Origin of the sequence: Pirellulimonas nuda (genome assembly GCF_007750855.1) — a bacterium.
GTDB lineage: Bacteria > Planctomycetota > Planctomycetia > Pirellulales > Lacipirellulaceae > Pirellulimonas > Pirellulimonas nuda.
On sequence record NZ_CP036291.1, the window covers coordinates 1367027 to 1393750 of the forward strand.

A 26724-nucleotide genomic window follows, 5' to 3' on the forward strand; every position below is an offset into this window, starting at 1 on the left:
CACGCTACGGGTGCGAGCCGGGGCGTCCCCGCCCCCGGCGTACTTGTGTGCTAGGACCTGGCTCAGTCGCTGCCGGCCGCGGGAACGACCCAGACCTTGACCTCGCCCTCGACCTCGCTGGAGAAGCGGATCTTGACGGTGTAGAGGCCGAGCTCCCGCAGGGGGCCTTCCAGACGGACCTGGTCGGCCGCGAGGACAAAGCCGTTCTTCTTGAGCGCGGCCACGATCTCCGGGGCGCCGACGCTGCCGTACAGGTGGCCGTCCTCGGTGGCGTTGGCCTCGATGGTGACGCTCTGACGCGCCAGCTCGGTGGCCTGGGCCTTGAGCTTGGCGTGGCGGAGCCGCTCCAGGTCTTGCAGCTTGGCCTTGTGCTTCTCGACCATCCGTTTGTGGTGGTCGCTGGCGACGGTCGCGAGGCCCTGCGGGATCAGGTAGTTGCGGGCGTAGCCGCTGCGGACCTCGACCACGTCTCCCTGGTGACCGAGGTATTCGACCGACTGAATGAGCAGCAGTTGGACCCCGCCCTGCGGGCCGATCGGCAGCGGCGTCAGCCGGCTGGTTTCCCGCTTGATCCTCTTCTGCTTCCTCTGCTTCATCTTCATGGCAAACGCACCGGCTTGAGCGGTCGGGTGGTAGTTGATTCGTTGCTAGAAAGGGATTTCGGTGCTGCCGGAGTAGCTCTCGGACTCGTCGTAGTCGGCGGGGCCGCTGTACTCGTCGTCGTTGCGACGGCTGCCGCCGCCGCCCGCTCCGCCACCGCCGGCGCCGGGCTTGCCGCCCAGCATCTGCATGCGTTCGCAGATGACGCGGAGCTTGGAGCGCTTCTGGCCGTCCTTCTCCCACTGGTCGAGCTTCAGGCGTCCCTCAACCAGCACCGGCGCCCCCTTGTTGAGGTACTGGTTGACGATCTCGGCGGTGCGGCCCCAGAAGGTGACGTCGACAAAAGTGGTCTCGTCCACCCAGTCGTTGCCACGCTTCACGCGGTCGTTAACGGCGATCGCCTGGTCCATGACGGCGGTGCCGCTGGGGATATGCCGCAGCTCGCAGTCGCGTGTCAGGTTGCCGGCAATAATGACCCGATTGAAGTTCGCCATGCTCGCCCCCGCTGGGTGGGATTACTGTTCTTTTGTGCGCTACTGGAGGAAAGGCTAACAGGGCGTGCGGCCCGTGGCAAGCTTCCCGCCGGCGCGTGGGGTTCAGCCTTCGGCGGCGGGCGCCACGGCCTGGGCCGCCTCGCCTTCGGCCTCGGCCTCTTCTTCGGAAACGGCGCCGGTGGCGTGGGCCAAGATCGGCTCAACGAGCCGGGGGTGGATCTTCAGCACGAGCTGACGCAGGACCGAATCGTGCAGCTCGCAGGCGCGGTTGAGCGCGGTGATTTGCAGCGGGTTGATGCGGAAGTACATCAACCAGTAGGCGCCCTTGCGGTGGCCATTGATGGGGTAGGCCAGGCGGCGCTCCTCCCACAACCGGCTGACCAGCACTTCGCCCCCGAGCTCGGTCACGAGCTTCTCAACGGCCTCGGACACCGCGTCGTGGTCGCGGGCGAAGCGGTTGGCGTCGAGGATGAACAATCCTTCGTAGACGTTGGTCGTGACAGTTTCGGTGGACAAGTGGGGCTCTCCGCTGGGGCCGGGCGGCACGCGATGGGCGCCGGCCCGAGGCACGCTGGTGGTTTTAGTACGTCAAACTCTGGTCAGTTAAATCGGTTCATGGCCTGCTCGGGTCCCTCGCGGGCCCAGCACTCCACGGCGTCGGCCGCCTCCTGCAGCACAACCGCCATTTCCTCGGTCTCTTCCTTGCGGAACCTGCCGAGCACGAAGTCGGCCGCGTCCCACCCTTCGGGCGCCGGCCCGACACCTACCCGCAAGCGGGGGATATCGTCGCCGCCCATCCTCTGTATCACGTTCTCGAGCCCGCGCTGCCCGCCCGGCGATCCCTTGGGCCGCAGCCGGAGCTTTCCGACGGGCAGGTGGAAATCGTCGCAAACGATCAGCAGGTCGGCGTTGTCCGCCTTGTAAAAGGAGGCCGCCTGGGAGGCCGCCGTCCCGCTCAAGTTCATAAACGTCTGGGGCCACAACAACAGCAACCGCTCGCTGCCCAGCCCTGCCTCGCTCGCGAGGCTGGCGAACCTCACCCGGGGGGCGGGGGCCGCTAGCCGTTGGGCGAGGAGGTTTAGCACGTCGAAGCCGACGTTGTGCCGCGTCCCCTCGTATTTTCTTCCCGGGTTGCCAAGCCCCACTACGATCTTCATGTGGCCTTCATGTGGCGATCATGTGGCGATCTTCACGCGACGATCTCCGCTGGCTGGCGTCGACCGGGAAATGCGTTATTCCGCCTTGCTTTCACTGTCTGCTTCTTCTTCATCCTTTCCGATCACTTCCGGCTCGCCGGCACCCAGCACGGCCTCTTCTGGTTCGGGCTCGCCGGCCGGCTGGATGCAGTTGACCAGCACCGCGTCAGCGGGCGTAATCAGCTTGGCGCCCGCGGGCAGGTCGGTGATGTCGCCCGCATAGATCGAGCCGCCCAACTGCAGATTGGCGACGCTGGCGTGGAGCCGGTCGGGCATGTGGGCCGGGTCGACCTCGATCTCCACCATGTGGAGCTGGTGCTCGAGGATCCCCCCGTTGTTCAGGCCGGGGGCGTCTCCCTTGAGGTCGACCGGGATCTCGACGGAGACCTTTTCGTCCGCGCTGACCCGCAGGAAGTCGATGTGCAGCACGTTCTTGCGGAACGTGTCCCAAGCCAGGCTTTGCACCAACGCCTTCTGCTTCACGGCGCCCTGCAGATCGACCACCTTGGCGCCGTGACGCAGCGCCGCGGCGAACTGGGCCGTCGAAACAGAAAGGCTCACCGGGGTTTCGCCGTGCCCGTACAGGATGGCCGGCAGCCGGCCCTCGTCTCGCAGGCGGCGGTTGTGGATCTTGCCCAGCTTCGTGCGGGGCTCAACGGTCATGATTTCGGACATGGTTTCAGACAGCAACGCGGCGGTCGTAAGGCCTCTCCGGCAGACGGCCGAAATGGCCGGCCGGACGGGGCGAAAGTTGATTCGGGGCGAAGCTCGGCATTGTCCCACTTTTGGCCGCCGCCGCAAGCCCCATCGGGGCGGCGCACCGCAGGCGGGCGGGAGGCTCGAACGCCGACCGGGGCAGGCCGCCCCGGTCGGCGGCGACGGGCCTACTTGGGGGGCGTGGACGCCTCCCCTAGAATGCGGGGGATCCGATCACCACACAACACTGCCAGAGTGGGCGCCGGAGTCCGTCAACCGTCCAGGACGCGGCATCCCCTCGCCGCGTAGCTTTATGGCCTATCTGAAACTGGTCGCCGGGTGCGAGCCCGGCAAAGAGTTCGAGATCCCCGGCGTCGGCCAGGCGACCATCGGACGCAGCGGCGACTGTCACGTGGCGCTGGACGTCGCCGCCGTGAGCCGCCACCACGCCGCCGTCGTGGCCGAAGGGGGGCAGTTCTATGTCGAGGACCTCGGCAGCAGGAACGGCACGCTGCTGGACGGGCAGCCGGTGGTCGGCCGGACGCCCCTGCGGGACGGCAGCGCGATCTCGGTCTGCGATCAGGAGTTCACGTTCCACATCCATCGCACGCCGTCGCTGATGGCGTCGCCGACCCGCAACGACGAGTCCAGCCTCGCCCAACTGGTCTCCGACGACGAAGAGGAGGGCAACTCACGCGCCAGCGTGATGGGGACCATCGACCTGGGGTCGGGGTCGATCGCCTGGAACCTGTCGGCCAAGCCGGAGGTGAAGCTGGCGGCGATGGTGGAGATCTCGCACGCGCTCGCGCAGTCGATCTCGCTGTCGGAGATGCTGCCGCACCTGCTCGAGAGCCTGTTCAAGGTGTTCGTGCAGGCGGACCGCGGATTCGTGATCATGCGCCCCAACCCCGAGGCGCCGCTGACCCCCGTGGCGGCCAAGAGCCGCCGCGAGAGCCAGGAGGGGCAGATGCGGATCAGCCGCACGATCATCGAAGAGGCGATCAACAGCAAGCAGGCGATCCTCTCTGCCGACGCGGCTAGCGACGAGCGGTTCGGCATGGCGCAGAGCATCGCCGATTTTCAGATCCGCTCGATGATCTGCGCCCCGATGCTGGGGAGCGACGGCGAGCCGGTCGGGCTGATCCAGATCGACACCATGAACCAGCGCAGCCGGTTCACGCAGGACGACCTCGAGGTGCTGGCCGCGGTAGCCAGCCAGGCCGGCGTGGCCATCGACAACGCCAGCCTCCACGAGGCGGCGGCCCAGCAACGCGCGCTGGAACGCGACCTGCAGTTGGCCGCGCGGATGCAGCGGGCGCTGCTCCCCAACGGCCCCCCCCAGGCGCCGGGCTACAGCTTCTTCGCCTACTACGAGTCGGCGCGCCAGGTGGGGGGCGACTACTACGACTACATCGCGCTGCCGGGCGGCCGCCTGGCGGTGGTCGTGGGAGACGTGGCCGGCAAGGGGGTTTCCGCGGCCATCCTGATGGCCAGGATCAGCAGCGACGTGCGGTTCGCCCTGGCGACCGAGAGCGACCTGGCCAAAGCGCTGATGCTGGTGAACATGGCGTTCGCCAGCCGCGACGTCGACGACCGCTTTGTCACCATGGTGGTCGCGGTGATCGACCCGGCGACGCACGAGATGCAGCTGGTGAACGCCGGCCACATGCCCCCGCTGCTGCGGAACGCCAAGGGGAAGGTAAGCGAGATCGGCGAGTCGATCGCCGGGCTGCCGTTGGGGGTATACGACGGGTACGAGTACGAGTCGTTCACCCACACCATGCAGCCCGGCGACTTCGTGACGATGTTCACCGACGGCTTTAGCGAGGCGATGAACTCCGCCCGCGATCTTTACGGCATGGAACGGCTTATCAAGGTGGTCGGCGAGGGCGCGGTGAGCCTCGACGAGCTCGGCAGCCACATCTTGGACGACGTTCACAAGTTCGTCGGCGGCCATCCCCAAAGCGACGACATGTGTCTCGCCTGCTTTGGGCGGACGGACTAGAGCACGCGGGGGCGTTTGCGCTTCCGGCTCCAACCTCTGGAACGCTTGATGATCTTCTGGGCGGTAACGGCGTTCGTTTTGTTTTTGGTGATCGTCGCGCTCTACGACATCACCCAAAAGAAGCACACGATCCTGCGTAACTTCCCCATCGTGGGGCACTTCCGTTACTGGCTGGAGACCATCGGGCCGGAGCTGCGGCAGTACATCGTGGCCAGCAACGACGAGGAGCGCCCCTTCTCACGCGACCAGCGGAGCTGGGTCTACGCCTCGGCAAAGCACCAGAACAACTACTTCGGGTTCGGCACCGACAACGACCTAGAGCTGACCCCCAGCTACGTCGTGATCAAGCACAGCGCGTTCCCCGTGCTGAGCCCGCCGCCGGGCGATCCGGCGTACGACCACAAGCACGTGGTTCCCTGCGCCAAAGTGCTTGGCGCCCGCCGCGGGCGGGCCAAGGCGTTCCGACCCCACTCGGTGCTGAACATCTCGGCGATGAGTTACGGGTCGCTCAGCGCCGCGGCGATCGAGGCCCTCAATCGTGGGTCGCACCTGGCGGGCTGCTTGCAGAACACGGGGGAGGGGGGCGTCTCCGATCATCACCTGCAGGGGGGCGACCTGGTTTGGCAGATCGGCACCGCCTACTTCGGCTGCCGCGAGCCTGACGGCGGGTTCTCGATGGACCGATTGGCCGAAACCGTCGAGCGCTGCCCCTCGATCCGGGCCATCGAGGTCAAGCTCAGCCAGGGCGCCAAACCGGGGCACGGCGGCGTGCTGCCCAAGGCGAAGATCACCCCCGAGATCGCCCGCATCCGCGGCATCCGCACCGACCGAGACTGCGTCAGCCCGGCGGGGCACACCGCCTTCGGCAGCGCCGATGGGCTGCTCGATTTCGTCGAAGCGATCGCGGAGCGGACCGGGCTGCCCGTGGGGATTAAGAGCGCGGTCGGGGAGCAGCGGTTTTGGGTAGAGCTGTGCGACCTGATGGAGGACGGCGCCCGCGGCGTCGACTTCATCACCATTGACGGCGGCGAAGGGGGCACGGGCGCCGCGCCGCTGGTGTTCGCCGACCACGTGTCGCTCCCCTTTAAGCAGGGCTTCGCCCGCGTCTACCGGGTGCTGGCCGAGCGCGGCGTGCACGACCGGGTTGTGCTGATCGGCTCCGGCAAGCTGGGGCTGCCGGAAACCGCGATGGTGGCCTTCGCCCTGGGGTGCGACATGGTGAACCTGGCGCGGGAGGCGATGCTCTCGATCGGCTGCATCCAGGCGCAGCGGTGCCACACCAACCACTGCCCGACCGGCGTCGCCACGCAGAACCGCTGGCTGATGCGCGGCCTCGACCCCCATCTCAAGGGCGTTCGCGCCGCGAACTACATCGTCCACCTCCGCAAAGAAGTGCTCGAGCTGTGCCACGCCTGCGGCGTGTCACACCCGGCCCTCGTCACCCCTGAGCACATCGACATCATCGACGACCACTTCGGTCACCGCACCCTGAGCGAGGTTTTCGGCTACCCGCCGGGGTACGGGGTCCCCTCCGGAGACGACCGGCAGCGCATTGTGGAGTTGATGGCGAAAGACCACACGGCGGCCGACTGAACCGCGCGGCGGGTCGCCCTGACCCCGGCGGCCAGCAGGTCATCGCGCGGACGCGGGAACTAGCGGGCCGAAAGCACCTCGGGCCGGACCGTCTCGTTCAAAGCGACCGGCTTCTTGCCGCTCGCCTTGGGCTTTGGTTTGCGGGCTTCCATCGGGTAGAGCGGAGTCGGATTGGCGACCTCTCCGGCGGGACGGCGTGCGGCGGGAGCGTCGCCCCCCAGCTCGGCCTCCATCTGGTCCGCCAGCCGGCCGAGCTTGGCGACGATCTCTGGGTACTGCTCCGCGAGGTTCGTCCGCTCGCCGATCTCTTGGTCGAGGTTGTAGAGTCGCCCACCTTCCTTCGCGTCGCGCGAAACGCCTCGCCCCATCGTCTCGCGTTGAGCCGCTACGGCGAGCTTCCACGGCCCCTGCCGCACGGCCTCGAGCTGGTAGTTGGAGAAGTAGTAGTGGGCTTCGCGAGGCGATTGGGCGCTGTTGCCGAGCAGGACCTCGGACAGGTCGCGCCCGTCGATCTCCGGCCGGTCGGGTAGCTCCCCCCCCGCTAAGCAGACGAAGGTGGGGAGCAGGTCGATGGTTCCGGACACCGCGTCGCACACGCTCCCGGGGGCGATCTTGCCGGGCCAGCGGGCGAGGGTCGGCACGCGGACGCCCCCCTCCCAGGTGCTCCCCTTGCCGCCCCGCAGGGGCTCGGCGCTGCCGCCGTCGGCGCCCTTGATCAGCCACGGGCCGTTGTCGCTGGTGAACAAGACGAGCGTCTTCTCGTCGAGCCCCGCTTCTTCGAGCGTCTCTAGCACTTGGCCGACGCTCCAATCGACCTCTTCCACCCAGTCGCCGAACCGCCCGTTGTCGCTCTTCCCGCGGAACGCCTCGCCGGGAAAGATGGGCGTGTGGACCGCGGTGTGCGGGAAGTAGAGGAAGAAGGGGCCGTCCTTGTGTTCCCGGATGAAGCGCGTCGCCTCGTCGGTGTAGCGTTCTACGATGCGGCTCTGCTGGTCGTCCGTGAGCAGCTCGGCGACCTTGTCGTCACGCAGCAGCGGCACCACCGGCGCGTCGCCCCCCTTCGCGACGCGTTGCATATCGTTGGAATAGGGGATGCCGAAGTAGTGGTCGAACCCTTGCGCGGTCGGCAAGAACTGCTTCTGGTCTCCGAGGTGCCACTTGCCGATGCAGGCGGTCGCGTACCCCAGCGGCCCCAGCCGTTCGGCGATCGTGAGCTCGGTCGGATTGAGCCCGGTCGGACCCTGCGGGAACAAGACGCCGGGGATGGAGACCCGCGGCCCGTAGCAACCGGTTAACAGTTGGGCCCGCGACACAGAGCAGACCGGCGCCCCATAGAAGGAGGTCAGTTTCATCCCTTCACGCCGCATCCGTTCGAGGTGCGGCGTCTTCTGTTTCGTCGCGCCGAACGGGCCGATGTCGGCGTAGCCGAGGTCGTCGATAAAGATGACGACGATGTTCGGCTTGGATGAGGCCGAGTCTTCCGCGGCGTGGGCGGCCGTCAAGAAAGGGGTTGTGGCGTAGAACGCGGCGCACAGAAGCAAGCAGCGGATCATGGGAGAAGGTCGCTCAGTCGAGAGGAGTGGTAGGGGGTTGTTCGGCGGACGACCGCCCGCCGCTGGGGCGCCCATCGGCGGCGTCCGGCCATTCTATCCTACGAAGCCGATCGGCGAATTGCCTCAGCGTTTCCGCTGGAGAGTGGTTGAACACCGCGCGGCCATCGGTGGTCCACACGCCGGAGGCGAACTGGAAGATGGCTGTTGCGGACCGCAGGTTGCCGACCGCGGCGACCTCCTCCATGCCGCCCCCCGGGACCGCCTCGAAAGCAATCTCGGCCTCGACCAGCGCGACGAGCGTCCCCTCTGGGTCGGTCGCGGCTTCGAGATTTGGCCCCAGGCTCGCGTGTTTCCAGCGGAGCCCGCGTGGTTTGCCCGATTCTTGAGCGGCCGTGCAGAACGCTTCGCCGAGTTGCTCGAGCGACCCGCAAAGCTCCGCCAGGGCCGCGCTACGGCGGGCCTTGCGGCGGGCAGCGGCGCCAACGGCGCCTGCCCAGACGGCCAAGCCGGCGGCGATTCCGGCGGCGATGAAGTACCACACAGCGGCGTTCCCCAGTCGAGCGATACGCCCGAGTGTAGCCGACGGCGCGCTGGGCCGCGGCTAGCGGACCGCGGTCTGGGTCTTCCGCCAAGCCGAGGGGAGGTTGACCGGATCGGGCCGGAGCTTGTCCGAGGGGGACGCGGGCTCGGCCGCCGGATTGGCCTGAGGGGCCGCCGGGGGACGCGGGACGGCTTCGCTGGTCGGGGGGGCGTTTCGCGGCGCCGGCGGAGCAGCGTAGGCCGGCTGCGGCGGCGCGGCCAGCACGGAGGGGGCGCCGAAACCGTCGCCAACGTTAGACGGCCCCCAGTGCGCGCCGCCGGCCTGCGGGTGGATCGCTACCTCGTACGCGGGCGCTTGGGGTCGGAGCGGCGCGCGGACCCAGGTAATCCCCTGGCCGACGGATGTCGGCTTCCACGGCCGGACCAGCAGCATGGGGGCGTGATAGCCGGGACCGAACCCCATGCCCAGGCACTGCTGCCCCTGGCTGGGCATGTTGTAGAAGCCCGACCCGTACGCCGATGCGGCGCACAGGAGGATACCGAGCCATGCGGCGGCCGAGCGGATCATACGAGGCTTCCCTGCGACAGGCGTTGGGGCGTCTATCGGGGGCGCCCATGCAAGCACTATCGAACGCACGAGGGGGCCGCTTGCACGGTTTTCACTCGGCTTCGGCCAAGCGGTCCGAAATCACAGGCCGGCGGCGAAGATTGGAGGATCGGCGCCGGCCGATCGGGTTGTGCGGCCTCAGGCCAACAGACAGAGGGCGGCCCGCGCGAGCTTTCGAGACCCCTACGCCGGCCGCCCCCTTCCGGGGAGCGAACCGGCCCGGCTCGCAGCGATTAACCGTTGGACGCGGCGATTGCCCCGCGGAGCCAAACCACCTCGATCAGGTTCTCGATCCGCTGGACTCCGTCGAGGCGGCGGACAATCTCTTGGGCCATCTGCTTCTCGAAGTAGCTCTCAACCCGGCCGTGGAGGCGAACGGCGCCTTCTTCTGCTTCGATTCGCACCCGCCGGCCCGAGGTGTAGGGGCTGGTAACCAAGGCGTTCTCCACCCGTTCGTGGAGCGTGGTGCGGAGGGCGGCCTTGGGTGCGGGGGGGGCGAGGGTCGAGGCGGGCATGGCGGCGGTGCTCTGTGAGGGGGGCGATGGGCCGTAGGGGGGCGACGCAAAGATAGGTCGCCGATTGGGAATAAGAGATGAGATCGGCCCCCCGACCCGGACGTGTCCACCCCTGACCGTTAGGAAGTTGGGGTAATTTGCGGCCGCCACGCCGCCTGCGCCGTCCATGCCGGAAACGCCGGTTGTCTGTGATATCCCGAAAGCATCAAATCAGACAAGGCGGGTTTCTGCCGGTTTTGGCGGGTTAAGATAGTCACAGAGGCGGAGTAGTTGTTCCCTTCGAGGTTCCCATGCGATTCATCGTAACATTGGCATTTGGCGCGTGGCTGAGCTCCTGCGTTGACGCCCGGCAGCCGAACGTGGTGTTCTTCTTGGTAGACGACCTCGGCTACTCCGACCTGGGGTGCTTTGGCAGCTCGTTCTACGAGACCCCCAACCTCGACCGCCTGGCCGAATCCGGCGTCAGGCTCACCAGCGCGTACGCCGCGTGCCCCGTTTGCAGCCCTACCCGGGCCAGCATCCTCTCCGGCAAGTACCCGCAGCGGGTGGGCATCACGGACTTTATCAACGCGGCGGGGGGGAATCAGCCCGAGAACTGGGGCCGCAACACGCCGCTGCTGCCGGCGCCGAACCAGGATCAACTGGCGCTGCAAGAGCAGACGCTGGCCGAGGCGTTCAAGGACGCCGGCTACGCCACATTCTTCGCCGGCAAGTGGCACTTGGGGTCGGACGGTTGGGCGCCCGAAGACCAAGGTTTCGATCGCAACGCGGGGGGCCTGGAATGGGGCCATCCCAAGGGATACTTCAGCCCCTACCGCAACCCGAAGCTCCCGGACGGCCCGGACGGAGAGCACCTCACGGCGAGGCTGGCCGAGGAGACGTGCAAGTTCATCCGCGAGTCTGCGGATCAGCCGTTCTTGGCCTACCTGTCGTTCTACACCGTTCACACGCCGCTCCAGTCGCCCAAGGCGCTCGAGAAGAAGTACCAAGCCAAGAAACGCTCCGAGGCGCCCGAGACCCAGTGGGGCAGGGAGAGCCCCAGGGAGGTGAGGCAGACGCAGAACCACCCGGTGTACGCCGGCATGGTGGAGTCGATGGACACGGCGGTCGGGCGGGTGCTTACAACGCTTGAAGAGCTCGGCCTCGCAGACGACACGATCGTGGTCTTCACTTCGGACAACGGCGGGCTCTCGACCTCCGAGGGGAGCCCCACGTCGAACCTGCCGCTCCGCGGCGGCAAGGGGTGGATGTACGAGGGGGGGATCCGCGAGCCGACCATCGTCCGTTGGCCCGGCCACGGCAAGCCGGGCGTCAGCAGCGACGCGCTGGTGCTGAGCACCGACTACTACCCCACGCTGCTCGCGATGGCAGGGGTTCCACCGCGGCCCCAGCAGCACGTCGATGGCGTCAGCTTTGCGCCGGTGCTGGAGGGGACGGCAGACGCCGCGCGCGAGTCGGCCTGCTGGGACTACCCGCACTACGGCAACCAAGGCGGCTCGCCCTGCGGCGCCATCCGCCGGGGTGACTGGAAGTTGATCCACTGGTACGGCAGCGACCGTGTAGAGCTGTACAACCTGGCCGACGACATCGGCGAGCACCACGACCTGGCCGAGAGCAAGCCGGAGCTGCGTGACGAACTGCTCGGACGGCTCAACGCTTGGCGCCGAGAGGTCGGGGCCAAGGCGCCGACCCCCAACCCGAAGTACAAGCCCGCAGCGAAACAGCGCTGACCCCCCTCGCATGTTGTTAACGCGCCTACGACAGCCCGTTCTCGTTGCGGTCGCCGCCCTGCTTTGTCAGGGGGCGCCCCTCAACGCTGCGCCGGCCAGGATCGGCTTCAACGAGTCGATCAGGCCGATCTTCGCCAAGCACTGCGTCGCCTGCCACGGCGGGGTGAAGCAGGCGGCCGAGCTGTCGTTTATCTACCGCGACAGCGCGCTCCCCTCGCTCGTGCCTGGGCGTCCCGATCGGTCGCTCCTGCTGGAAAGGGTGACAGAACCGGACGACGACCAGCGGATGCCCCCCAAGGAGCACGGCCCCAGGCTGAGCGCAAAAGACGTTGCGTTGCTGCGGGCGTGGGTCGAGCAGGGCGCCCAGTGGCAGGAGCCGTGGTCGTTCGTGCCGCCGCGCCGTGGGAAGGCGCCAGAGGTGGCGCAGAGCGACTGGCCGCGGGGCGAGGTCGACCGACATGTGCTGGCCCGGCTCGAGCAGGAGGGCCTGGCGCCGTCGCCCGAGGCGGACCGCGCCCAGTGGCTGCGGCGGGCGACGTTCGACATCACAGGCCTGCCGCCAACCGGGCAAGACCTGGACCGCTTCCTGGCCGACGCACGGCCCGACGCCTACGACCGGGTGGTCGATCGGCTGCTGGCCTCGCCCGCGTACGGCGAGCGTTGGGCGTCGGTGTGGTTAGACCTGGCCCGCTACGCCGACACGTGCGGCTACGAGAAGGACCCGCACCGAGACATCTGGCCCTTCCGGGACTGGCTGATCCGCGCGCTCAACGCAGACATGCCGTACGACGAGTTCACGGTGAAGCTGCTGGCGGGCGACCTGCTCCCCGACGCTGCGCAAGACGACGTGCTGGCCAGCGCGCTGCACCGCAACACGCAGTCAAACTTTGAGGGGGGCTCAGACGACGAAGAGTTCCGCCTGGTCGCGGTGCTCGATCGGGTGAACACCACCTGGCAGGCGTGGCAGGGGACCACGTTCGGCTGCGCTCAGTGCCACGCGCACCCCTACGACCCCATCGAGCACGACGAATACTACCAGTGCGTCGCGATCTTCAACTCGACACGCGACTCAGACACACGCGGCGACGCCCCGAATCTGAGCTACCCGATCGACCCCGCCGACCGCGCGCAGGCCGAGCGGATCGACCGCGAGATCCGGGGGCTGCGCAGGGAGTTGCACGCCCCCGTGGCCCGGCTCGCCGCGCAGCTCGACCAGTGGCGGGAGATCGCCTTCGACTCCGCCACGTCCACGGGCAACACCAAGCTGGAAGCGCGTGAGTCCGACGGCCACCACGAGGTATGGGCCGAGGGGACGATCAGCGCGGGGAGCAAGTTTGCGCTCGCCGGCCCCTCGCCCGTGCCGAGCGTCACGGCGTTGCGGATCGACGCGCTGCCGAAAGACCCGGACGCCGCGATCAAGATCCCCGAGCTGGGCTTTGCCGTCACACGCCTCAAGCTGTGGGTCGCCGCGCCGGGCGACCAGCAGCCGCGCGAGGTCTTGTTCCGCACGGTGTTTGCGGACGAGGCCGATCCGCTGTACGACCCCGTCGACAGCATCAAAGACAACAGCACGGGGTGGTCGGTCGGCACGCGGATGTCGCGCCCGCAGCACGCGGTGTTCGTGCTCGACGAGCCGATCGAGCTGCCGACCGGGTCGCGGGTGACGCTAGAACTGAAACAGGAGCAGAAGACCGACGGCTCGGCCGCCTTGGTGATCCAGCGGGGGCGGTACGCGTTGTCGGCGGACCCACGCTGGACCGAAATGACGCGCGGGGCGCCTTTCCGCGACGCAACAGAGCGGCTCGCGGTGCTTGAATCGGACCGTAAGCAGGTCGACAGCGTCAACGTGCCGGTGATGGAGGAAGTCTCTCCGGGCAATGAGCGCCAGACGCAGACATTCGTGCGTGGCTACTGGTTGGAGCGGGGCGATCCGGTCGAGCCGGGGCTGCCGAAGGCGCTCCCCCCTTTGGCCGACGACGGGCCGGTCGATCGTCTGGCGATGGCCCGCTGGATCGCCTCGCCCCAGAACCCGCTCACCGCCCGGGTGCAGGTGAACCGTGTCTGGGCGCAGCTCTTCGGGACCGGCATCGTAGAGACGCTGGGCGACTTTGGCACGAGCGGCGAGCCGCCGTCCCACCCGGCGTTGCTCGATCAACTGGCGGTCCGCTTCCAGACCGACCTGCGTTGGAGCGTCAAGGCGTTGATCCGCGAGCTGACGCTCTCCGCCACGTATCGCCAAGCAAATGCTGTTACGCCAGAGCTGCTAGCGCGCGATTGCGACAACCGCCTGCTCGCCCGCGGGCCGCGGGGCAGGCTCAGCGCAGAGATGACGCGCGACCAAGCGCTGGTGCTCTCGGGCAGGTTCAACGCGGCGCTCTACGGGCCGCCGGTGATGCCCTACCAGCCAGAGGGCGTCTGGCGCAGCATCTACTCCAGCGCTAAGTGGGAGCAGTCCGCGGGGGACCAGCGGTTCCGCCGCGCGGTATACACGTATTGCAAACGTACTAGCGGCTACCCGGCGCTGCTGGCCTTCGACATGACGGCCCGCGACCTCTGCACGGCCCAACGCGTCCAGACCAACACCCCGCTGCAAGCGCTGGTGTCGATGAACGACCCCGCGTTTGTCGAGCTGTCCGAGGGGTTGGCCGAGCGGATGGCCAGCGAGGGGGGCGGGTCGCCCGCACAGCAGGTGCGGTGGGCGTTCCGCCAAGCGACCAGCCGGCGCCCCACGGCGCCGCAGGCCGACGAGCTCGACGCCCTGTACGCCGATGCGCTGGCGGCAGCCCCGGCCGAAGGCTCGGCCGAACAGGCGCACGCCTTTGCGCGGGGCGTTGTGGCCGCCACGCTGCTGAACCTCGACGCGGCCCTGACCAAGTAACGCCATGAACCACGCACAGCACTACACGCACGAGCAACTGCGGCTCAATACCCGGCGAACTTTCCTACGCACCGGCATGAGCGGCATCGGCGGGTTGTGGCTCGGCGCGCAGGGGGCCCAGGGGTCGGCCGGCGCCGTGCAGCACGACCCCGCGCAGCCCATGCTGCCGCGCCCCGCGCCGCTGGCCGGCACGGCAAAACGGGTGATCCACCTGCACATGGCCGGCGCGCCGAGCCAGCTCGAGTTGTTCGACTACAAGCCGGAGCTGGCGCGGCTCGACGGGCAGGACTGCCCTCAAGAGTTCTTGGAAGGGAAGCGGTTCGCCTTCATCCGCGGGGTCCCCAAGCTGCTGGGGCACAGCTACCCGTTCCACCAACACGCCCAGACGGGACAGTGGATCAGCGACCGGTTGCCCCACTTCGAGAAGGTGCTCGACCGCGTCACGTTCATCCGCACGATGCAGACCGACCAGTTTAACCACGCCCCGGCCCAGTTCTTGGTCCACACCGGCAACCAGCGGATCGGTTACGGCTCGGTCGGCTCGTGGGTGACGTACGGACTGGGGACAGAGAACCAGGACCTCCCCGGCTTTGTCGTGCTGCTCTCTGGCGGCACGTTCCCCAGCGCGGGCAAGAGCGCCTGGGGCAGCGGCTTCTTGCCCGGCGTGTACCAGGGGGTGCAGTGCCGTGGGGAGGGAGACCCCGTGCTGTTCCTCTCGAACCCAGACGGGATCGACTCGCGGATGCGAGCCCGGATGGTCGAGTCCATCGCCCGGATCAACCGTCAGACACACGCCCAACTGGGCGACCCAGAAACGCTCACGCGGATCGCCCAGTACGAGCTCGCCGCCAGGATGCAGTTGGCCGCCAGCGACGCGACGGATCTCACGGACGAGCCGCAGCACATCCACAGCCTGTACGGCACGCAGCCCGGCCGGGAGAGCTTCGCCAACAACTGCCTGCTCGCCCGCCGCTTGGCGGAGCGGGGGGTCCGCTTCATCCAGTTGTTCCACGAGGGGTGGGACTCGCACGGCACGTCCGAGATCGAGGCGCTCAACCGCGGCTTCAAGAACCGCTGTGAGGAAGTCGATCGGCCGATGGCGGCCCTGCTGCTCGACCTCGAGCAACGCGGCCTGCTCGACGAGACGCTGGTGGTGTGGGGGGGCGAGTTCGGCCGCACGCCGATGCGCGAGAACCGTGGCGGCTTGGAAATGAAGCTCAAGGGCCGCGACCACCACCCGGCCGCGTTCACCGTGTGGATGGCCGGCGGGGGCGTGAAGCGCGGTTTCAGCTACGGCGAGACCGACCCCATCGGGTACAACCCGATCACCCCCCCCGTGCAGGTCCGCGACCTGCACGCCACGATGCTCCACCTGCTGGGGATCGACCACCAGAAGCTGATTTTTCCCCATCAGGGGCTCAACCAAAAGCTGACAGGGGTGCATCCTAGCCGGGTGCTGCACGAAGTGGTGGCGTGATCGAAGGCAGTGGTTCGCGTCTTCTGCTGCTGGGGGCGAACGCGGGGTCCGAGGCAGAACCGCACTGTGCCTACGGGGTTTATTGGCGGGATCGGTGGTGCGCAGACGCGCCGCGTCTGCTAGAATCGCGGTATCGAGCGGGGCCGGCCATTTGCCGCCGTTCGTCCAGTCGTTGCAGGCGCAACTTACTGCAGACAGTGGAGTAGACGCCTTGAGTCTCACATCGCGACGACGTACGCGGCCGCTCCGGGGTGCTTTGAGCGGCTTTACTCTGGTCGAGTTGCTGGTCGTGATCGCCATCATTGGCATCCTGGTGGCGATGCTGCTGCCGGCGGTCCAGTCGGCCCGCGAGTCGGCGCGGCGTCTGTCTTGTTCGAGCAATCTCAAGCAGCTCTCGCTGGCGTCGCTGAACTACGAGTCGGCCCACAGCGTCTTTCCGGCGGGCTTCCTTGGCAGCGTCGACTCGGCGGATTTTGGCGCCTTCGCCACCTTCGGCAATCCGCCCAAACCCCATCAATGGTCGGGGGTGATGGCGGCGCTGCTCCCCTACCTCGAAGCGCAGCCGGTGTACGACCTGTTCACCAAGACGCTCGACACCGGCGTCGAGACGTACGACGACAACTACTGGGAGGACGCCAACGCATGGGTGGCCGCCCAGACCAAGATCCCTGCCTTGCTCTGCCCAAGCGTTCCGGGAGAGGGGCCGCCCGAGGTCGCGATCCTCGACCAGCTTTACGGTGAGATCGTGGCGCCGCGGTTCGTGCTCAACGCGGCGGGTTGGAACCCCCAGGCCGGGCTGGGGCTCACGCACTACTTGGCGGTCTCCGGGATCTACGGTCGCATCGGCAGCCAGTACCTCGTCAATCAGTTGCCGGCAGACAAGGCCATCGTTGGCGTCTACTTCAGCCGGTCGAAGACAACCTTCGGCCGGATCGCCGACGGCGCCTCCAAGCAGATCGCCTTCGGCGAGGCCCCGGGCTCGATCGGGGTCGGCATCCCTGATAAGGGGTCCACCGTCAGCGGTCACGCGCTGGCGTATGCTTGGGCGGGAACCGCCACCATGCCTACCGCGTTCGGGCTCGATCCGACCGCTGAAGGCCAAGCAGACAACGCCCAGTACGACAGCCACTGGTCGTACTTCGGCAGCGTGCACAAGGGCGGGATCGTTCAGTTCGCGCTGGCCGACGGCTCGGTCCAGCCGCTGCAAGAGGACGTAGAACTGAATGTCCTCGACGCGTTCTCAACCATCCGCGGAGGGGAGAGCGTGTCGCTCGATGGCGGTTGAACCGCGCACGAATCCAACTCTTGGAGGCAAGCCCATGGTGCGTCGCACCGAATTGGCCGTTCTTGATCGGTGGTTGGCGTCTGCGTTGCTCGTTGTGGTCACGGCGGCGGCGCCGCTCGGCTGCGGCGGCGACCAGCAGAAGTTCCAGATGCCCACCGACCCCACCCCCCTCCCAGACCCCGGCGACCGCATCGCCCCGGGGGGGACGCCGAGCACCTCCCGACCGATGGAGCGCTGACGGCTGGTAGGCTAACTGCTGCGACGGGGCGCCTCCGCCTGACGCTTGCGGCCTGAGGGCTAGGGCGCCACGGGCCCCGTCCCGCGGCACCCCCGCTGGCCAGCCGGGCGTGGTTTGGCCAAACTAGTGGGCTTGGCCGAGGAGGTTCTACGTGCCTCGGCGCCGGCGCCCCCTAGGATTCCCATGTCTGTCGCTGCCCCCCTCGACCGTACCGCCGAACTCGAAGCGCTGCTCGACGAGCGCATCCTCATCCTCGACGGCGCCACAGGCACGCAGCTGCAAAAGCTGGCGCTGACCGAGGCCGACGTCCGCGGCGAGCGGTTTGCCGACCACCACAAAGACCTGAAGAACCTGGGCGACCTACTGAGTGTCACCCGGCCCGACGATATCCGCAACGTCCACCGGGCGTATCTCGCCGCCGGCGCCGACATCGTCGAGACGAATACGTTCAACGCGAGCCCGGTCGGGATGATCGAGTTCGAACTGCCGCCAGAGCTGGTGGCGGAGATCAACTCGGCCTCGGTGCGGCTCGCCAAAGAAGCGTGCGAGGAGTTCACCGCCAAGACCCCCGACAAGCCGCGGTTTGTCGCTGGTTCGATCGGCCCGACAGCACGCCAAATGGCCATCAGCACGCGGGTCGACGACCCCGCGTGGCGTGGCGTGTCGTTCGAGGAGATGGTCGATAGCTACTACGTCCAGGTAGAGAGCCTGGTCGAGGCGGGGGTCGATATCCTGCTCCCCGAGACGGTGATCGACACGCTGAACCTCAAGGCGTGCCTGTTCGCGATCCAAAACTTCTTCGACGCCTCGGGGCTGCGCGTCCCCGTGATGGTGTCGGGCACGTTCGACAAGGGGGGCGTCACGTTTGTGTCCGGGCAGAGCGTCGAGGCGTTCTGGAACGCCATTGAGCACTTCCCGCTCCTCTCGGTCGGCATGAACTGTGCGCTCGGGCCAGACGTGATGCGGCCCCACCTCGAGGCGCTCGCTAGCTGTGCAACCACACGAATTAGCTGCCACCCCAACGCGGGTCTGCCGAACGAGATGGGGCAGTTCGACCTCGGCCCCGCGGCGATGGCCCGCATGGTGGGCGAGTACGCCGAGCGCGGCTGGGTGAATATCGTTGGCGGCTGCTGCGGCACGGGGCCCGAGCACATCGAGGCGATGGCCGCCGCTCTCGCGAAGGCCAAGCCCCACAAGCGGACCGCCGTGGCGCCCTGGCTGCGTCTGAGCGGCACGCAGCCGCTGGAGCTGCGCCCCGAGAGCAACTTCTTGATGATCGGCGAGCGCACCAACGTCACCGGCAGCAAGAAGTTCGCCCGACTGATTAAGAACAACAACTACGACGAGGCGATCGAGGTCGCGCACGAGCAGGTGCAGAACGGCGCCAACGTGATCGACGTGAACATGGACGAGGGGCTGCTCGACTCCAAGGCGGCCATGGTGCGGTTCCTGCGCCTGATCGCCGGCGAGGGGGACACCGCCAAGGTGCCCGTGATGATCGACAGCAGCAAGTGGTCGGTGCTAGAAGCCGGCCTAAAGGTGGTGCAGGGCAAGTCGATCGTCAACTCGATCAGCATGAAGGACGGCGAGGCAGAGTTCTTGCGTCGCGCCCGCCTGTGCCGGCAGTACGGCGCCGCGGTGGTGGTGATGGCGTTCGACGAGCAGGGGCAGGCGTCGGAGATCGACGAGAAGGTGCGGATCTGCAAACGCGCCTACGACCTGCTCACCAAGCCGCACGAAGAGGGGGGCGCCGGCTTCCCCCCGGAAGACATCATCTTCGACCCCAACATCCTCACGGTCGCCACCGGCATCGAGGAGCACAACCCGTACGCGGTGAACTTCATCGAGGCGACCCGGCGGATCAAGCAGGAGTGCCCCGGCGCCAAGGTCTCCGGCGGCGTGTCGAACATCAGCTTCAGCTTCCGCGGCAACGACCTGGTGCGCGAGGCGATGCACAGCGTGTTCCTGTACCACGCCATCCGTGCGGGGCTGGACATGGGCATCGTCAACGCCGGCCAGCTCGTGGTGTACGACGAGATCGACCCCAGGCTCAAGGAGCTGTGCGAGGACGTCATCCTCAACCGCAACCCGGAAGCGACCGAGCAGTTGATCGAGTTCGCCGAGGCGGTCAAGGACAAGGGGGGCAAGAAGGCCGAGGCGGACGACGCGTGGCGCGCGGGGACGGTGGAGCAGCGTCTGCGCCACGCCCTGGTGAAGGGGATCGTCAAGCACGCCGAGGAGGACGCCGAAGAGGCGCGGCAGAAGTACCCCAGTTGCCTGGCGGTGATCGAGGGCCCGTTGATGGACGCCATGGGGGAGATCGGCGACTTGTTCGGCGCCGGCAAGATGTTCCTCCCGCAGGTGGTGAAATCGGCCCGCGTGATGAAGAAGGCGGTCGCCTACCTGACGCCGTTCATGGAAGAAGAGAAGGCCGCGGCCGGGGGCCAGGCGGGGCAGGCCCGCGCCACCGTGCTGATGGCCACGGTCAAGGGAGACGTGCACGACATCGGCAAGAACATCGTCGGTGTGGTGCTGGGTTGCAACAACTTTGAGGTGATCGACCTCGGGGTGATGTGCGCCTGCGACACCATCCTCGACACGGCGGTCAAGGAAGGGGTCGACCTGATCGGGCTCTCCGGCCTGATCACCCCCAGCCTCGACGAGATGGTGCACGTGGCCGACGAGATGCAGCGGCGCGGGATGACGATGCCGCTGCTGATCGGGGGCGCCACCACCAGCGCCAAGCACACCGCGGTGCGCGTCGCCCCGGCCTACAAGGGCCCGGTGGTGCACGTGCTAGACGCGTCGCGCTCGGTCGGCGTGGTTGAGAAGCTGATTAGCGACGATTCCCGTGACGAGTTTACGGCTCAGAACCGAGAGGTGCAGAAGGAGCTGGTCGTCAGCTTCCGCCAGCGCGGCACGACCAACCTGGTCCCCTACGCCGAGGCGTTGGCCAAGCGTTTTCAGAGCGACTGGCAGACGGTCGACGTCCCGAAGCCAGAGTTCACCGGCGCCCGCACGCTGCGGGATTTCCCCCTGCAGGAGCTGCGCGACTACATCGACTGGTCGCCGTTGTTCTCGGCGTGGGAGCTCAAGGGGAAGTACCCGAAGATCTTCAAAGACCCCACCGTCGGCGCCGAGGCCAAGAAGCTGTACGACGACGCCCAGGGGCTGCTCGACCGCGTCATCGCCGAGGAGCAGTTGACGGCACACGGCGTCTACGGGTTCTTCCCCGCGGCCTCCGAAGGGGACGACATCATCGTTTACACGGACGACTCACGCTCGGCCGAGCGGTGCCGGTTCCACGCCCTGCGGCAGCAGTGGGAGCGCAAGGGGCAGCACGCCTTCTACTCGCTGGCGGACTTCATCGCGCCGGTCGACTCGGGGCGTGAGGACCACATCGGCGCGTTCGCCGTGACCGCGGGCGTAGGGTGCGACGAGCTGGCGGCCGGGTACCTGGCCGACCTGGACGACTACAACGCCATCATGATCAAGGCGCTCGCCGACCGGCTGGCCGAGGCGTTTGCCGAGTCGCTGCACGCCCGCGCCCGCCGCGAGTGGGGCTACGGCAAGCAAGAAGGGCTCTCTAACGCAGAGCTGATCGCGGAGAAGTACCGCGGCATCCGCCCGGCGGCCGGCTACCCGGCCCAGCCGGACCACACCGAGAAGCGCGTGCTGTTCGAGCTGCTGGACGCCGAGCGTGCGACCGGCATCACGCTGACCGATTCGTTCGCGATGCACCCCGGCGCCAGCGTGAGCGGGCTGTACTTCGCCCACCCGGGTTCCAAGTACTTTGCGGTCGACCGGCTCACCAAGGACCAGGTGGAAGACTACGCGCGTCGCAAGGGGATGCCGCTCGCAGAGATGGAGCGCTGGCTGCGGCCGAACCTTGCCTACGACGCCTAGCCAACACCAACCGCCAATCAGCGCCCAACGCGCCGCTAATAGCGGAACGGCGGCGGAGTCGCGGCCGGCGGGGCGCCGAACAACTCGGCCGGGGTGGGCGACGCCGGCGCCGGCTGCGGCGTGAACACCGGCGGCGGGGTGGTCGGCGCGATGAACTGCGGCGCGGGCGGCTGCGGCGCAAAGGGGATAGGGTCCCCCGCCGCGGGCGGCACATACGCCGGCGCGGCGAACGGGTCGGGCGCGCCGAGGGTAGGCGCGCCGACGATGGGGGTCGTCGCCGAGGCCTGCACCTCGGCGCGGAGCTGCTCGCCCCGCCCGATGATCTCTTCCGCGGGCACCACGCGCTGCGGCGCCAGGTTGAACGCTACGTTGCGGTTGTCGCGGATCCGCATCGGGACCAGGTTTTCGCTGATGAAGTCGATGCCGGGGTACTGGTACCACGGGGTCGGGATCGGCTGGTTGACCGTCAGCGTCTCGTAGCCCGGCTTCGCCAGGCGGATCTCGCGGGTGCCGTAGTAGATGAAGTCGACCGAGCAGGGGGTCTCGCCGATGTGCTGGTTGTCGACGTAGACGATGGCGCCCGGCGGGTTGCTGCGGACGGTCAGCCGGCGGCGGACGCAGCCCGTCGTGGCGAGCACAACCAGCGCGATCAGGGCGATCGAATGGAGATGGCGTCGGCGGATAGGATGCATGGGGCTCATGGCGCAGCGGTCGCGGCGGTCGAGGGCCGCGGAGTCTAGAGGGGGTCGCCCCGCCACGCCAGAGCGCCCGTTGCTGTCATTGAAGGCCCGTCGCGGCTAAAATCGAGCAGAGCCGCCACCACCCGATCCGCTTCCCGACCGCCCTGATGCCGCAGCCCGCCCACCGGATCGAATTCGCCGTGCTGAGCGACCTGGGCATGCGGCGGCTCAACAACCAGGACTCCGCCGCTGCTAGCACCGACGGCAACGGCGGCAGCATGCCGGGCGACCTGTTCATCGTGGCCGACGGCATGGGGGCCCACGCGGCGGGCGAGCTCGCAAGCAAGCTGGCGGTGGACAACGTGCCCCACCTGTACCGCAAATCGAAGGAACGCTCGCCGCACGCGGCGCTGCGGCACGCGATCCACCGCACGAACGCCGTGATCCACGCCAAGGGAGAGAGCTCCCCAGATTTCCATGGCATGGGCACCACCTGCACCTGCCTGGTGGTGCTGGACCGCCTGGCCCTGGTGGCGCACGTGGGAGACAGCCGCGTCTACCGCCTGCGGCGCGACAGGCTGGAGCAGCTCACCTTCGACCACAGCCTGGTTTGGGAGATGGCCGCGGCGCAGAACGTCTCCGCAGACAAGGTCCCCTCGTGCATCCCCAAGAACGTGATCACGCGGTCGCTCGGCCCGCACGCGATGGTGCAGGTAGACCTGGAGGGGCCGCACGAACTCGAGCCCGGCGACGTGTTCCTGCTGTGCTCCGACGGGCTCACGGCGGTCATCGACGACGAGCTGATGGGAGCGTTGCTCGGCGCCATGCCCCCCGAAGAGGCGGCGCGGACGCTCGTGGACGTAGCGAACCTGCGCGGCGGGCCGGACAACATCAGCGTCGTGATCGCCCGCGTTGCCGACGCAGACCCCGGCGCCAAAACGCCGCCCGAAGCAACGCCCCAGAAGCCGACGCCCGGCGGGCGGCGGGCGGCCGCCGCGGGGCTGATGCTGGCCGGGGCGATCGGCGTGGTTTGGTTCGCCTCGCTGAGCCAGTCGTTCCCGATGCTCATCAGCGCCGCCGCGGCGGGCGCGGGCCTGATGCTGGCGTTGATGGGACGCGGCGCCGCGCACCCCGCCCACCCCAGCGACACAGGCGGGCCCTACGGCAACGGCCCCTACCGATCGATCGATTGCCAGACTGGCGAGGGCGCCGCCCACGCGCTGGCCGAGGTGGTCGCAGAGCTCTCCGCGCTGCGCGACCGCGAAGAAAAGGGCCCCGACATCGACTGGGCCCCCTTCGACGCCGCGCGCGAACAGGCCAAGGCGAAGCGCGACGCCGGCGACGTACGCGGCTCGCTCACCAGCGACGCCAACGCGATCCGCGGCCTGATGGAGCAGGTCCGCAAGCTCGCCGGCGCCGACAGCGGCATCTTCGATGCGTGAGCCAGCCGGCTCAGGCGCTCTGCCTCACCACCGTGGTCTGACTCAGCTTGTTGTAGAGCGTCTTTAGGCTGATGCCCAGCTCCTCGGCCGCCTTGGGCTTGTTGCCGTCGTGCCGATCGAGCGAGTCGTGGATGGCTTCCATCTCGAGGTCGCGGAGCGACATCGGCCCGCTGCGTCGCGCGGCGCCCGTCAGTTGGCGGCGGTCGAAGTGCCGCGGCAGGCACGCCGCGGTGATCGGGCCGGAGTCGCAGAGGATGGTCGCGTGCTCGATCACGTTGGCCAGCTCGCGGACGTTGCCGGGCCACACGTGGCCGCGGAGCGCCTCGAGGGCGTCGTCCGTAAACTGCTGCGTGATGGCCGCGGCCCGCGGGCGGAAACGCTTGAGCAGCGCCACGGCCAGTTGCGGCAGGTCGTCCAGCCGATCGCGCAGCGGCGGCAGGCCGACCTCGAACGTGTTGATGCGGTACATCAGGTCCTCGCGGAAGTCTTCCGCGGCGACCATCTCTTCCAGGTTGCGGTGCGTGGCGCACACCACCCGCACGTCGACCTTGATCGAGTGGTTCTCACCGACGCGGCGGATCTCTCGGCTCTCCAGCACGCGCAGCAGCTTGGCCTGCATCGCCTTGGGGAGCTCGCCGATCTCGTCCAGGAAGATGGTGCCGCCGCTGGCGACCTCGAACAGCCCGGTGCGGTGCTCGTCCGCGCCGGTGAAGGCGCCCTTGGCGTGGCCGAACAGCTCGCTCTCGATCAGCGTCTCGGGGAGCGCGCCGCAGTTGATGGCCACGAACGCCCCGTCCGCGCGGGCGCTCTGGTCGTGGACGCTGCGGGCGGCCAGCTCCTTGCCGACGCCTGTTTCGCCCAGGATCAGCACGGTCGATTCGGTCGGCGCCACGCGGGCGATCAGCTCGCGGACGCGGTTCATGGGCGCCGAGTCGCCGATCAGCAGCGGCTTGCCCTCGATGCTGTCGAGCCGGCGGCGCAGGGCGCTCACCCGCTTGGTGAGCTCGCGTTTGTCGCGCACGCGCTTCAGCAGCCCCTCGATCTCCACCAGCCGGCACGGCTTGGTGAGGTAGTCGAACGCGCCGTACCGCAGCGCCGCGATGGCCGAGTCGGTCGTGCTCTTGCCGGTGAGCACCACCGCCTCGACGTCGGGGGAGAGCTCCTTGGCGCGGGAGATCACGTCGATGCCGGTCAGCCCCGGCATGTCGAGGTCGACGATGATGCAGTCGTAGGCGTTCTTCTCGAGCGCCGCGACGGCGGTCTCGCCGTCGGGGCAGACGGTCACCGTGTGCCCCATCCGCGGCAGTTCGTGCTTCATCAGCTCCTGGAGGGAACGCTCGTCGTCCGCGAACAGCAGCGTGAGGCCGCTGGCCGGGGTGTCTGCTTTCTTCGTGCTCATGCGAATCAACTATGAATGGAACGGGGACGGATGAACGCTAAGCGGCGGCAAACGCCGCGTGGGCGAGCGGCAGCTCGACCGTGAATTTACTCCCTCGACCCACGCCGTCGCTGTGGGCGACGATGCGGCCCTCGTGCTCTTGAACGATGCGGAAGCTGATCGACAGCCCCAGCCCCGTCCCCTGGCCCCCGCGGCGGCGGGTGAAGAACGGCTCGAACAGGTGGGTCATCACCTCTTCGGTCATCCCGCAGCCGTCGTCCTCTACGGCGACCCAGGCGCACCGGCTCGACTGGCCCAGCGAGACCCGCACGCGGCCCGTGGCGTCGAGGCTGTCCAGCCCGTTGGTGACCAGGTTGAGCATCACCTGCTTGATCTCTTGCTCGTTGACCGCCGCGTACACGGCGGGCCCCGGGGCGAACTCGAGCCGCTTGTTCTTGTACCGGCCCAGGTGGCCGACCATGTCGACCACCCCCTGCGTCAGCTCGCGGAGGTCGACGGAGCGGCGCAACGAGTCGCCCGTCCGCGAGAAGTCCAGCAGCTTCTCGGTGATCTGCTTGCAGCGGAACGCCTCGTTCTGGATCATCTCCAGGTAGCTGCGCACCACCGGGTAGTCGTCGCGGAGGCCCGACTCGTCGGAGAGCAGCTCGGCCAGCCGGCCCTCGAGCGACTCGCTGCTCATGGCGATCGCGGCCAGCGGGTTGTTGATCTCGTGCGCCACGCCTGCCGCCAGGAAGCCGACGCTCGCCAGTTGTTCGCTGCGGACGACCTCGCGCGTGCGCTCCTGCACCTGGCGGTCGAGGTCGTCGCGTATCTCGCGGAAGCGGGCCGTCATGTCGTTCCACGCCTCGGCCAGCTCGCCCATCTCGTCGAAGGAGTCGAGCTCGATGCGCTGGTCGAACTTGCCCGCCGCGGCGCGGCGTGAGCCGTCTACCAGCAGCTCGAGCGGGCGGGCCACGGCCCGCCGGAACACCTGCACCGAGGCGGCCAGCAGCAGCGCGACGAACAGGATCATCGCCCACACGGTGGGGATGGCGATGCGGTACTGGTTGCGGACGTCGCCGGCCAGCGCGTGCAGCCGCGAGTGCAGGTGGCTGGGGAGCTCCGCGGTGAGCACGCGCAGCGTCTCGATGTCCTCCTCCAGCACCCCGAGGCCGACCGTTGGCTCGTCGAACAGCATCCGCGGCTCGCGGCCCTCGCGGTCGAGGCTGGCGAGCCGATCGATCTTGGTGAGGACCGTATCGATCTTGGCGAGCGTCTCGCGCTCGCGGAGGTCGTCTCCGATCGCCTGGTTCTCGCTGTCGCGGTTGTACTCAAGCTGGGCGCGGTAAGCCTCGAGCGTGGCGCGGAACTCTTCGAACCCGGTGCTGAACTGGTTGCGGAGCCAGGTGACCTCGTACAGCTCCGGCTCGTACGCCACGCTGGCCGGGAACTGCAGGCTGGAACGGGCCATCCGCTCATGCGCGGTGCTCAGCACCACACGCAGGTTGGCGACGTGCTGGCTCAACTGGTTGGCCAGCGGCAGCTCGTTCGACCTGGCGCTGAGCGTCTTCACCAACCCGCGGTACGCGTACAGGCCGTAGAGCGCGGTGATCGAGAGGATCAGCGTGCTCATGGCCAGCAGGCCAAGGCCGATGCGGAGCTTGTCGCGGATGGGACGGTGCGCGAGCACGGCGGACTTCCTTGTCACGGCGACGCTTGCTGGGGGCGCCATCCATGGCGACCCGGAGCGGGAATGTAACATTTACCAACCGGCCCCGCAGCGCGGATATCTGCACGGAGAATCTCGCGGGATTCACCTTGGCGAGCCGCCGGCGTCAGCCGACGCAGTGCGCGCGGGACGCGGTGTTGGGGGGAGCCCCCACCGCTTCGCATGGCGTCGCGACGCCCACC

Annotated in this window: 21 protein-coding genes; 9 read left to right on the plus strand and 12 right to left on the minus strand. The window is 68.1% G+C overall.

The features are described from left to right. Window positions 1-62 precede the first annotated feature (62 nt). The 5 genes from rplI to Pla175_RS05850 all read right to left on the minus strand — a co-directional run bounded on the left by rplI (window position 63) and on the right by Pla175_RS05850 (window position 2965). Window positions 63-602 (minus strand): 50S ribosomal protein L9, encoded by a 540-nt coding sequence (rplI, locus tag Pla175_RS05830; protein ID WP_231954208.1) that lies wholly within the window; start codon window positions 600-602, stop codon window positions 63-65. A 45-nt stretch (window positions 603-647) separates the two neighbouring features. Continuing rightward, on the minus strand, window positions 648-1094 hold the full coding sequence (gene ssb, locus Pla175_RS05835) for a single-stranded DNA-binding protein (RefSeq protein ID WP_145282037.1): 447 nt from the start codon (window positions 1092-1094) through the stop codon (window positions 648-650). Between the two features lie 102 nt (window positions 1095-1196). Then, window positions 1197-1610: a 30S ribosomal protein S6 gene (rpsF, locus tag Pla175_RS05840; RefSeq protein ID WP_197527292.1), complete on the minus strand. Its 414-nt coding sequence runs from the start codon at window positions 1608-1610 to the stop codon at window positions 1197-1199. Window positions 1611-1693: 83 nt separating this feature from the next. Then, window positions 1694-2251: an aminoacyl-tRNA hydrolase gene (gene pth / locus Pla175_RS05845; protein WP_145282042.1), complete on the minus strand. Its 558-nt coding sequence runs from the start codon at window positions 2249-2251 to the stop codon at window positions 1694-1696. Between the two features lie 75 nt (window positions 2252-2326). Next, window positions 2327-2965, minus strand: a complete 639-nt coding sequence (locus tag Pla175_RS05850; RefSeq protein WP_145282044.1) for a 50S ribosomal protein L25 — start codon at window positions 2963-2965, stop codon at window positions 2327-2329. A gap of 334 nt (window positions 2966-3299) precedes the next feature. Here Pla175_RS05850 and Pla175_RS05855 point away from each other — a divergent pair, with 334 nt between their 5' ends. Both Pla175_RS05855 and Pla175_RS05860 read left to right on the plus strand, forming a co-directional pair. Then, window positions 3300-4991, plus strand: a complete 1692-nt coding sequence (locus Pla175_RS05855; protein ID WP_197527293.1) for a SpoIIE family protein phosphatase — start codon at window positions 3300-3302, stop codon at window positions 4989-4991. A gap of 48 nt (window positions 4992-5039) precedes the next feature. After that, entirely contained in the window at window positions 5040-6584 is a 1545-nt protein-coding gene (locus tag Pla175_RS05860; protein ID WP_145282048.1) for an FMN-binding glutamate synthase family protein, read from the plus strand. Window positions 6585-6643: 59 nt separating this feature from the next. Here the strand turns inward: Pla175_RS05860 and Pla175_RS05865 are convergent, their stop codons facing one another. The 4 genes from Pla175_RS05865 to Pla175_RS05880 form a co-directional block, all read right to left on the minus strand. Next, on the minus strand, window positions 6644-8137 hold the full coding sequence (locus tag Pla175_RS05865) for a sulfatase family protein (protein WP_145282051.1): 1494 nt from the start codon (window positions 8135-8137) through the stop codon (window positions 6644-6646). Between the two features lie 13 nt (window positions 8138-8150). After that, window positions 8151-8678, minus strand: coding sequence for a hypothetical protein (locus Pla175_RS05870; protein WP_145282053.1), 528 nt, complete (start codon window positions 8676-8678; stop codon window positions 8151-8153). 60 nt (window positions 8679-8738) lie between these two features. After that, complete coding sequence (locus Pla175_RS05875; RefSeq protein WP_145282055.1) at window positions 8739-9245, minus strand: hypothetical protein; 507 nt, start codon at window positions 9243-9245, stop codon at window positions 8739-8741. Between the two features lie 272 nt (window positions 9246-9517). After that, entirely contained in the window at window positions 9518-9799 is a 282-nt protein-coding gene (locus tag Pla175_RS05880; protein WP_145282057.1) for a BON domain-containing protein, read from the minus strand. A 290-nt stretch (window positions 9800-10089) separates the two neighbouring features. On the opposite strand from Pla175_RS05880, the gene Pla175_RS05885 reads away from it, so the two are divergent. The 6 genes from Pla175_RS05885 to metH all read left to right on the plus strand — a co-directional run bounded on the left by Pla175_RS05885 (window position 10090) and on the right by metH (window position 21313). Continuing rightward, the gene (locus Pla175_RS05885) at window positions 10090-11529 is read left to right on the plus strand and encodes a sulfatase (RefSeq protein ID WP_145282059.1); all 1440 of its coding nucleotides are present in this window, start codon (window positions 10090-10092) and stop codon (window positions 11527-11529) included. Between the two features lie 10 nt (window positions 11530-11539). Next, entirely contained in the window at window positions 11540-14407 is a 2868-nt protein-coding gene (locus Pla175_RS05890; protein ID WP_145282061.1) for a PSD1 and planctomycete cytochrome C domain-containing protein, read from the plus strand. A gap of 4 nt (window positions 14408-14411) precedes the next feature. Further along, on the plus strand, window positions 14412-15884 hold the full coding sequence (locus Pla175_RS05895) for a DUF1501 domain-containing protein (RefSeq protein WP_145282063.1): 1473 nt from the start codon (window positions 14412-14414) through the stop codon (window positions 15882-15884). Window positions 15885-16140: 256 nt separating this feature from the next. Further along, on the plus strand, window positions 16141-17169 hold the full coding sequence (locus Pla175_RS05900) for a DUF1559 domain-containing protein (protein WP_145282065.1): 1029 nt from the start codon (window positions 16141-16143) through the stop codon (window positions 17167-17169). Window positions 17170-17203: 34 nt separating this feature from the next. Continuing rightward, window positions 17204-17407 (plus strand): hypothetical protein, encoded by a 204-nt coding sequence (locus tag Pla175_RS05905; RefSeq protein WP_145282067.1) that lies wholly within the window; start codon window positions 17204-17206, stop codon window positions 17405-17407. 183 nt (window positions 17408-17590) lie between these two features. After that, the gene (gene metH / locus Pla175_RS05910) at window positions 17591-21313 is read left to right on the plus strand and encodes a methionine synthase (RefSeq protein ID WP_145282070.1); all 3723 of its coding nucleotides are present in this window, start codon (window positions 17591-17593) and stop codon (window positions 21311-21313) included. A 35-nt stretch (window positions 21314-21348) separates the two neighbouring features. On the opposite strand, the gene Pla175_RS26890 is transcribed toward metH, so the two are convergent. Further along, window positions 21349-22014, minus strand: a complete 666-nt coding sequence (locus Pla175_RS26890; RefSeq protein WP_197527294.1) for a PEGA domain-containing protein — start codon at window positions 22012-22014, stop codon at window positions 21349-21351. 146 nt (window positions 22015-22160) lie between these two features. Between Pla175_RS26890 and Pla175_RS05920 the strand changes: the two genes are divergently transcribed. After that, on the plus strand, window positions 22161-23435 hold the full coding sequence (locus tag Pla175_RS05920; protein WP_145282072.1) for a PP2C family protein-serine/threonine phosphatase: 1275 nt from the start codon (window positions 22161-22163) through the stop codon (window positions 23433-23435). 10 nt (window positions 23436-23445) lie between these two features. Here Pla175_RS05920 and Pla175_RS05925 read toward each other — a convergent pair whose 3' ends face one another. Both Pla175_RS05925 and Pla175_RS05930 read right to left on the minus strand, forming a co-directional pair. Then, the gene (locus tag Pla175_RS05925; RefSeq protein WP_145282074.1) at window positions 23446-24834 is read right to left on the minus strand and encodes a sigma-54-dependent transcriptional regulator; all 1389 of its coding nucleotides are present in this window, start codon (window positions 24832-24834) and stop codon (window positions 23446-23448) included. A 37-nt stretch (window positions 24835-24871) separates the two neighbouring features. Continuing rightward, window positions 24872-26503 carry a sensor histidine kinase gene (locus tag Pla175_RS05930; protein WP_197527295.1) on the minus strand — a complete coding sequence of 544 codons (1632 nt, stop codon included), beginning with the start codon at window positions 26501-26503 and terminating at the stop codon, window positions 24872-24874. Window positions 26504-26724 lie beyond the last annotated feature (221 nt).

Excerpts from the sequence above, each read along its gene's own strand:
- rplI (WP_231954208.1), bottom strand. The coding sequence starts at position 602 with ATGAAGATGAAGCAGAGGAAGCAGAAGAGGATCAAGCGGGAAACCAGC.
- Pla175_RS05860 (WP_145282048.1), top strand. The coding sequence starts at position 5,040 with ATGATCTTCTGGGCGGTAACGGCGTTCGTTTTGTTTTTGGTGATCGTC.
- Pla175_RS05855 (WP_197527293.1), top strand. The coding sequence starts at position 3,300 with ATGGCCTATCTGAAACTGGTCGCCGGGTGCGAGCCCGGCAAAGAGTTC.
- Pla175_RS05880 (WP_145282057.1), bottom strand. The coding sequence starts at position 9,799 with ATGCCCGCCTCGACCCTCGCCCCCCCCGCACCCAAGGCCGCCCTCCGC.
- Pla175_RS05875 (WP_145282055.1), bottom strand. The coding sequence starts at position 9,245 with ATGATCCGCTCGGCCGCCGCATGGCTCGGTATCCTCCTGTGCGCCGCA.
- pth (WP_145282042.1), bottom strand. The coding sequence starts at position 2,251 with ATGAAGATCGTAGTGGGGCTTGGCAACCCGGGAAGAAAATACGAGGGG.
- Pla175_RS05850 (WP_145282044.1), bottom strand. The coding sequence starts at position 2,965 with ATGTCCGAAATCATGACCGTTGAGCCCCGCACGAAGCTGGGCAAGATC.
- Pla175_RS05895 (WP_145282063.1), top strand. The coding sequence starts at position 14,412 with ATGAACCACGCACAGCACTACACGCACGAGCAACTGCGGCTCAATACC.
- Pla175_RS05885 (WP_145282059.1), top strand. The coding sequence starts at position 10,090 with ATGCGATTCATCGTAACATTGGCATTTGGCGCGTGGCTGAGCTCCTGC.
- metH (WP_145282070.1), top strand. The coding sequence starts at position 17,591 with ATGTCTGTCGCTGCCCCCCTCGACCGTACCGCCGAACTCGAAGCGCTG.
- Pla175_RS05925 (WP_145282074.1), bottom strand. The coding sequence starts at position 24,834 with ATGAGCACGAAGAAAGCAGACACCCCGGCCAGCGGCCTCACGCTGCTG.
- ssb (WP_145282037.1), bottom strand. The coding sequence starts at position 1,094 with ATGGCGAACTTCAATCGGGTCATTATTGCCGGCAACCTGACACGCGAC.
- Pla175_RS05905 (WP_145282067.1), top strand. The coding sequence starts at position 17,204 with ATGGTGCGTCGCACCGAATTGGCCGTTCTTGATCGGTGGTTGGCGTCT.
- Pla175_RS26890 (WP_197527294.1), bottom strand. The coding sequence starts at position 22,014 with ATGAGCCCCATGCATCCTATCCGCCGACGCCATCTCCATTCGATCGCC.
- Pla175_RS05920 (WP_145282072.1), top strand. The coding sequence starts at position 22,161 with ATGCCGCAGCCCGCCCACCGGATCGAATTCGCCGTGCTGAGCGACCTG.
- Pla175_RS05890 (WP_145282061.1), top strand. The coding sequence starts at position 11,540 with ATGTTGTTAACGCGCCTACGACAGCCCGTTCTCGTTGCGGTCGCCGCC.
- Pla175_RS05865 (WP_145282051.1), bottom strand. The coding sequence starts at position 8,137 with ATGATCCGCTGCTTGCTTCTGTGCGCCGCGTTCTACGCCACAACCCCT.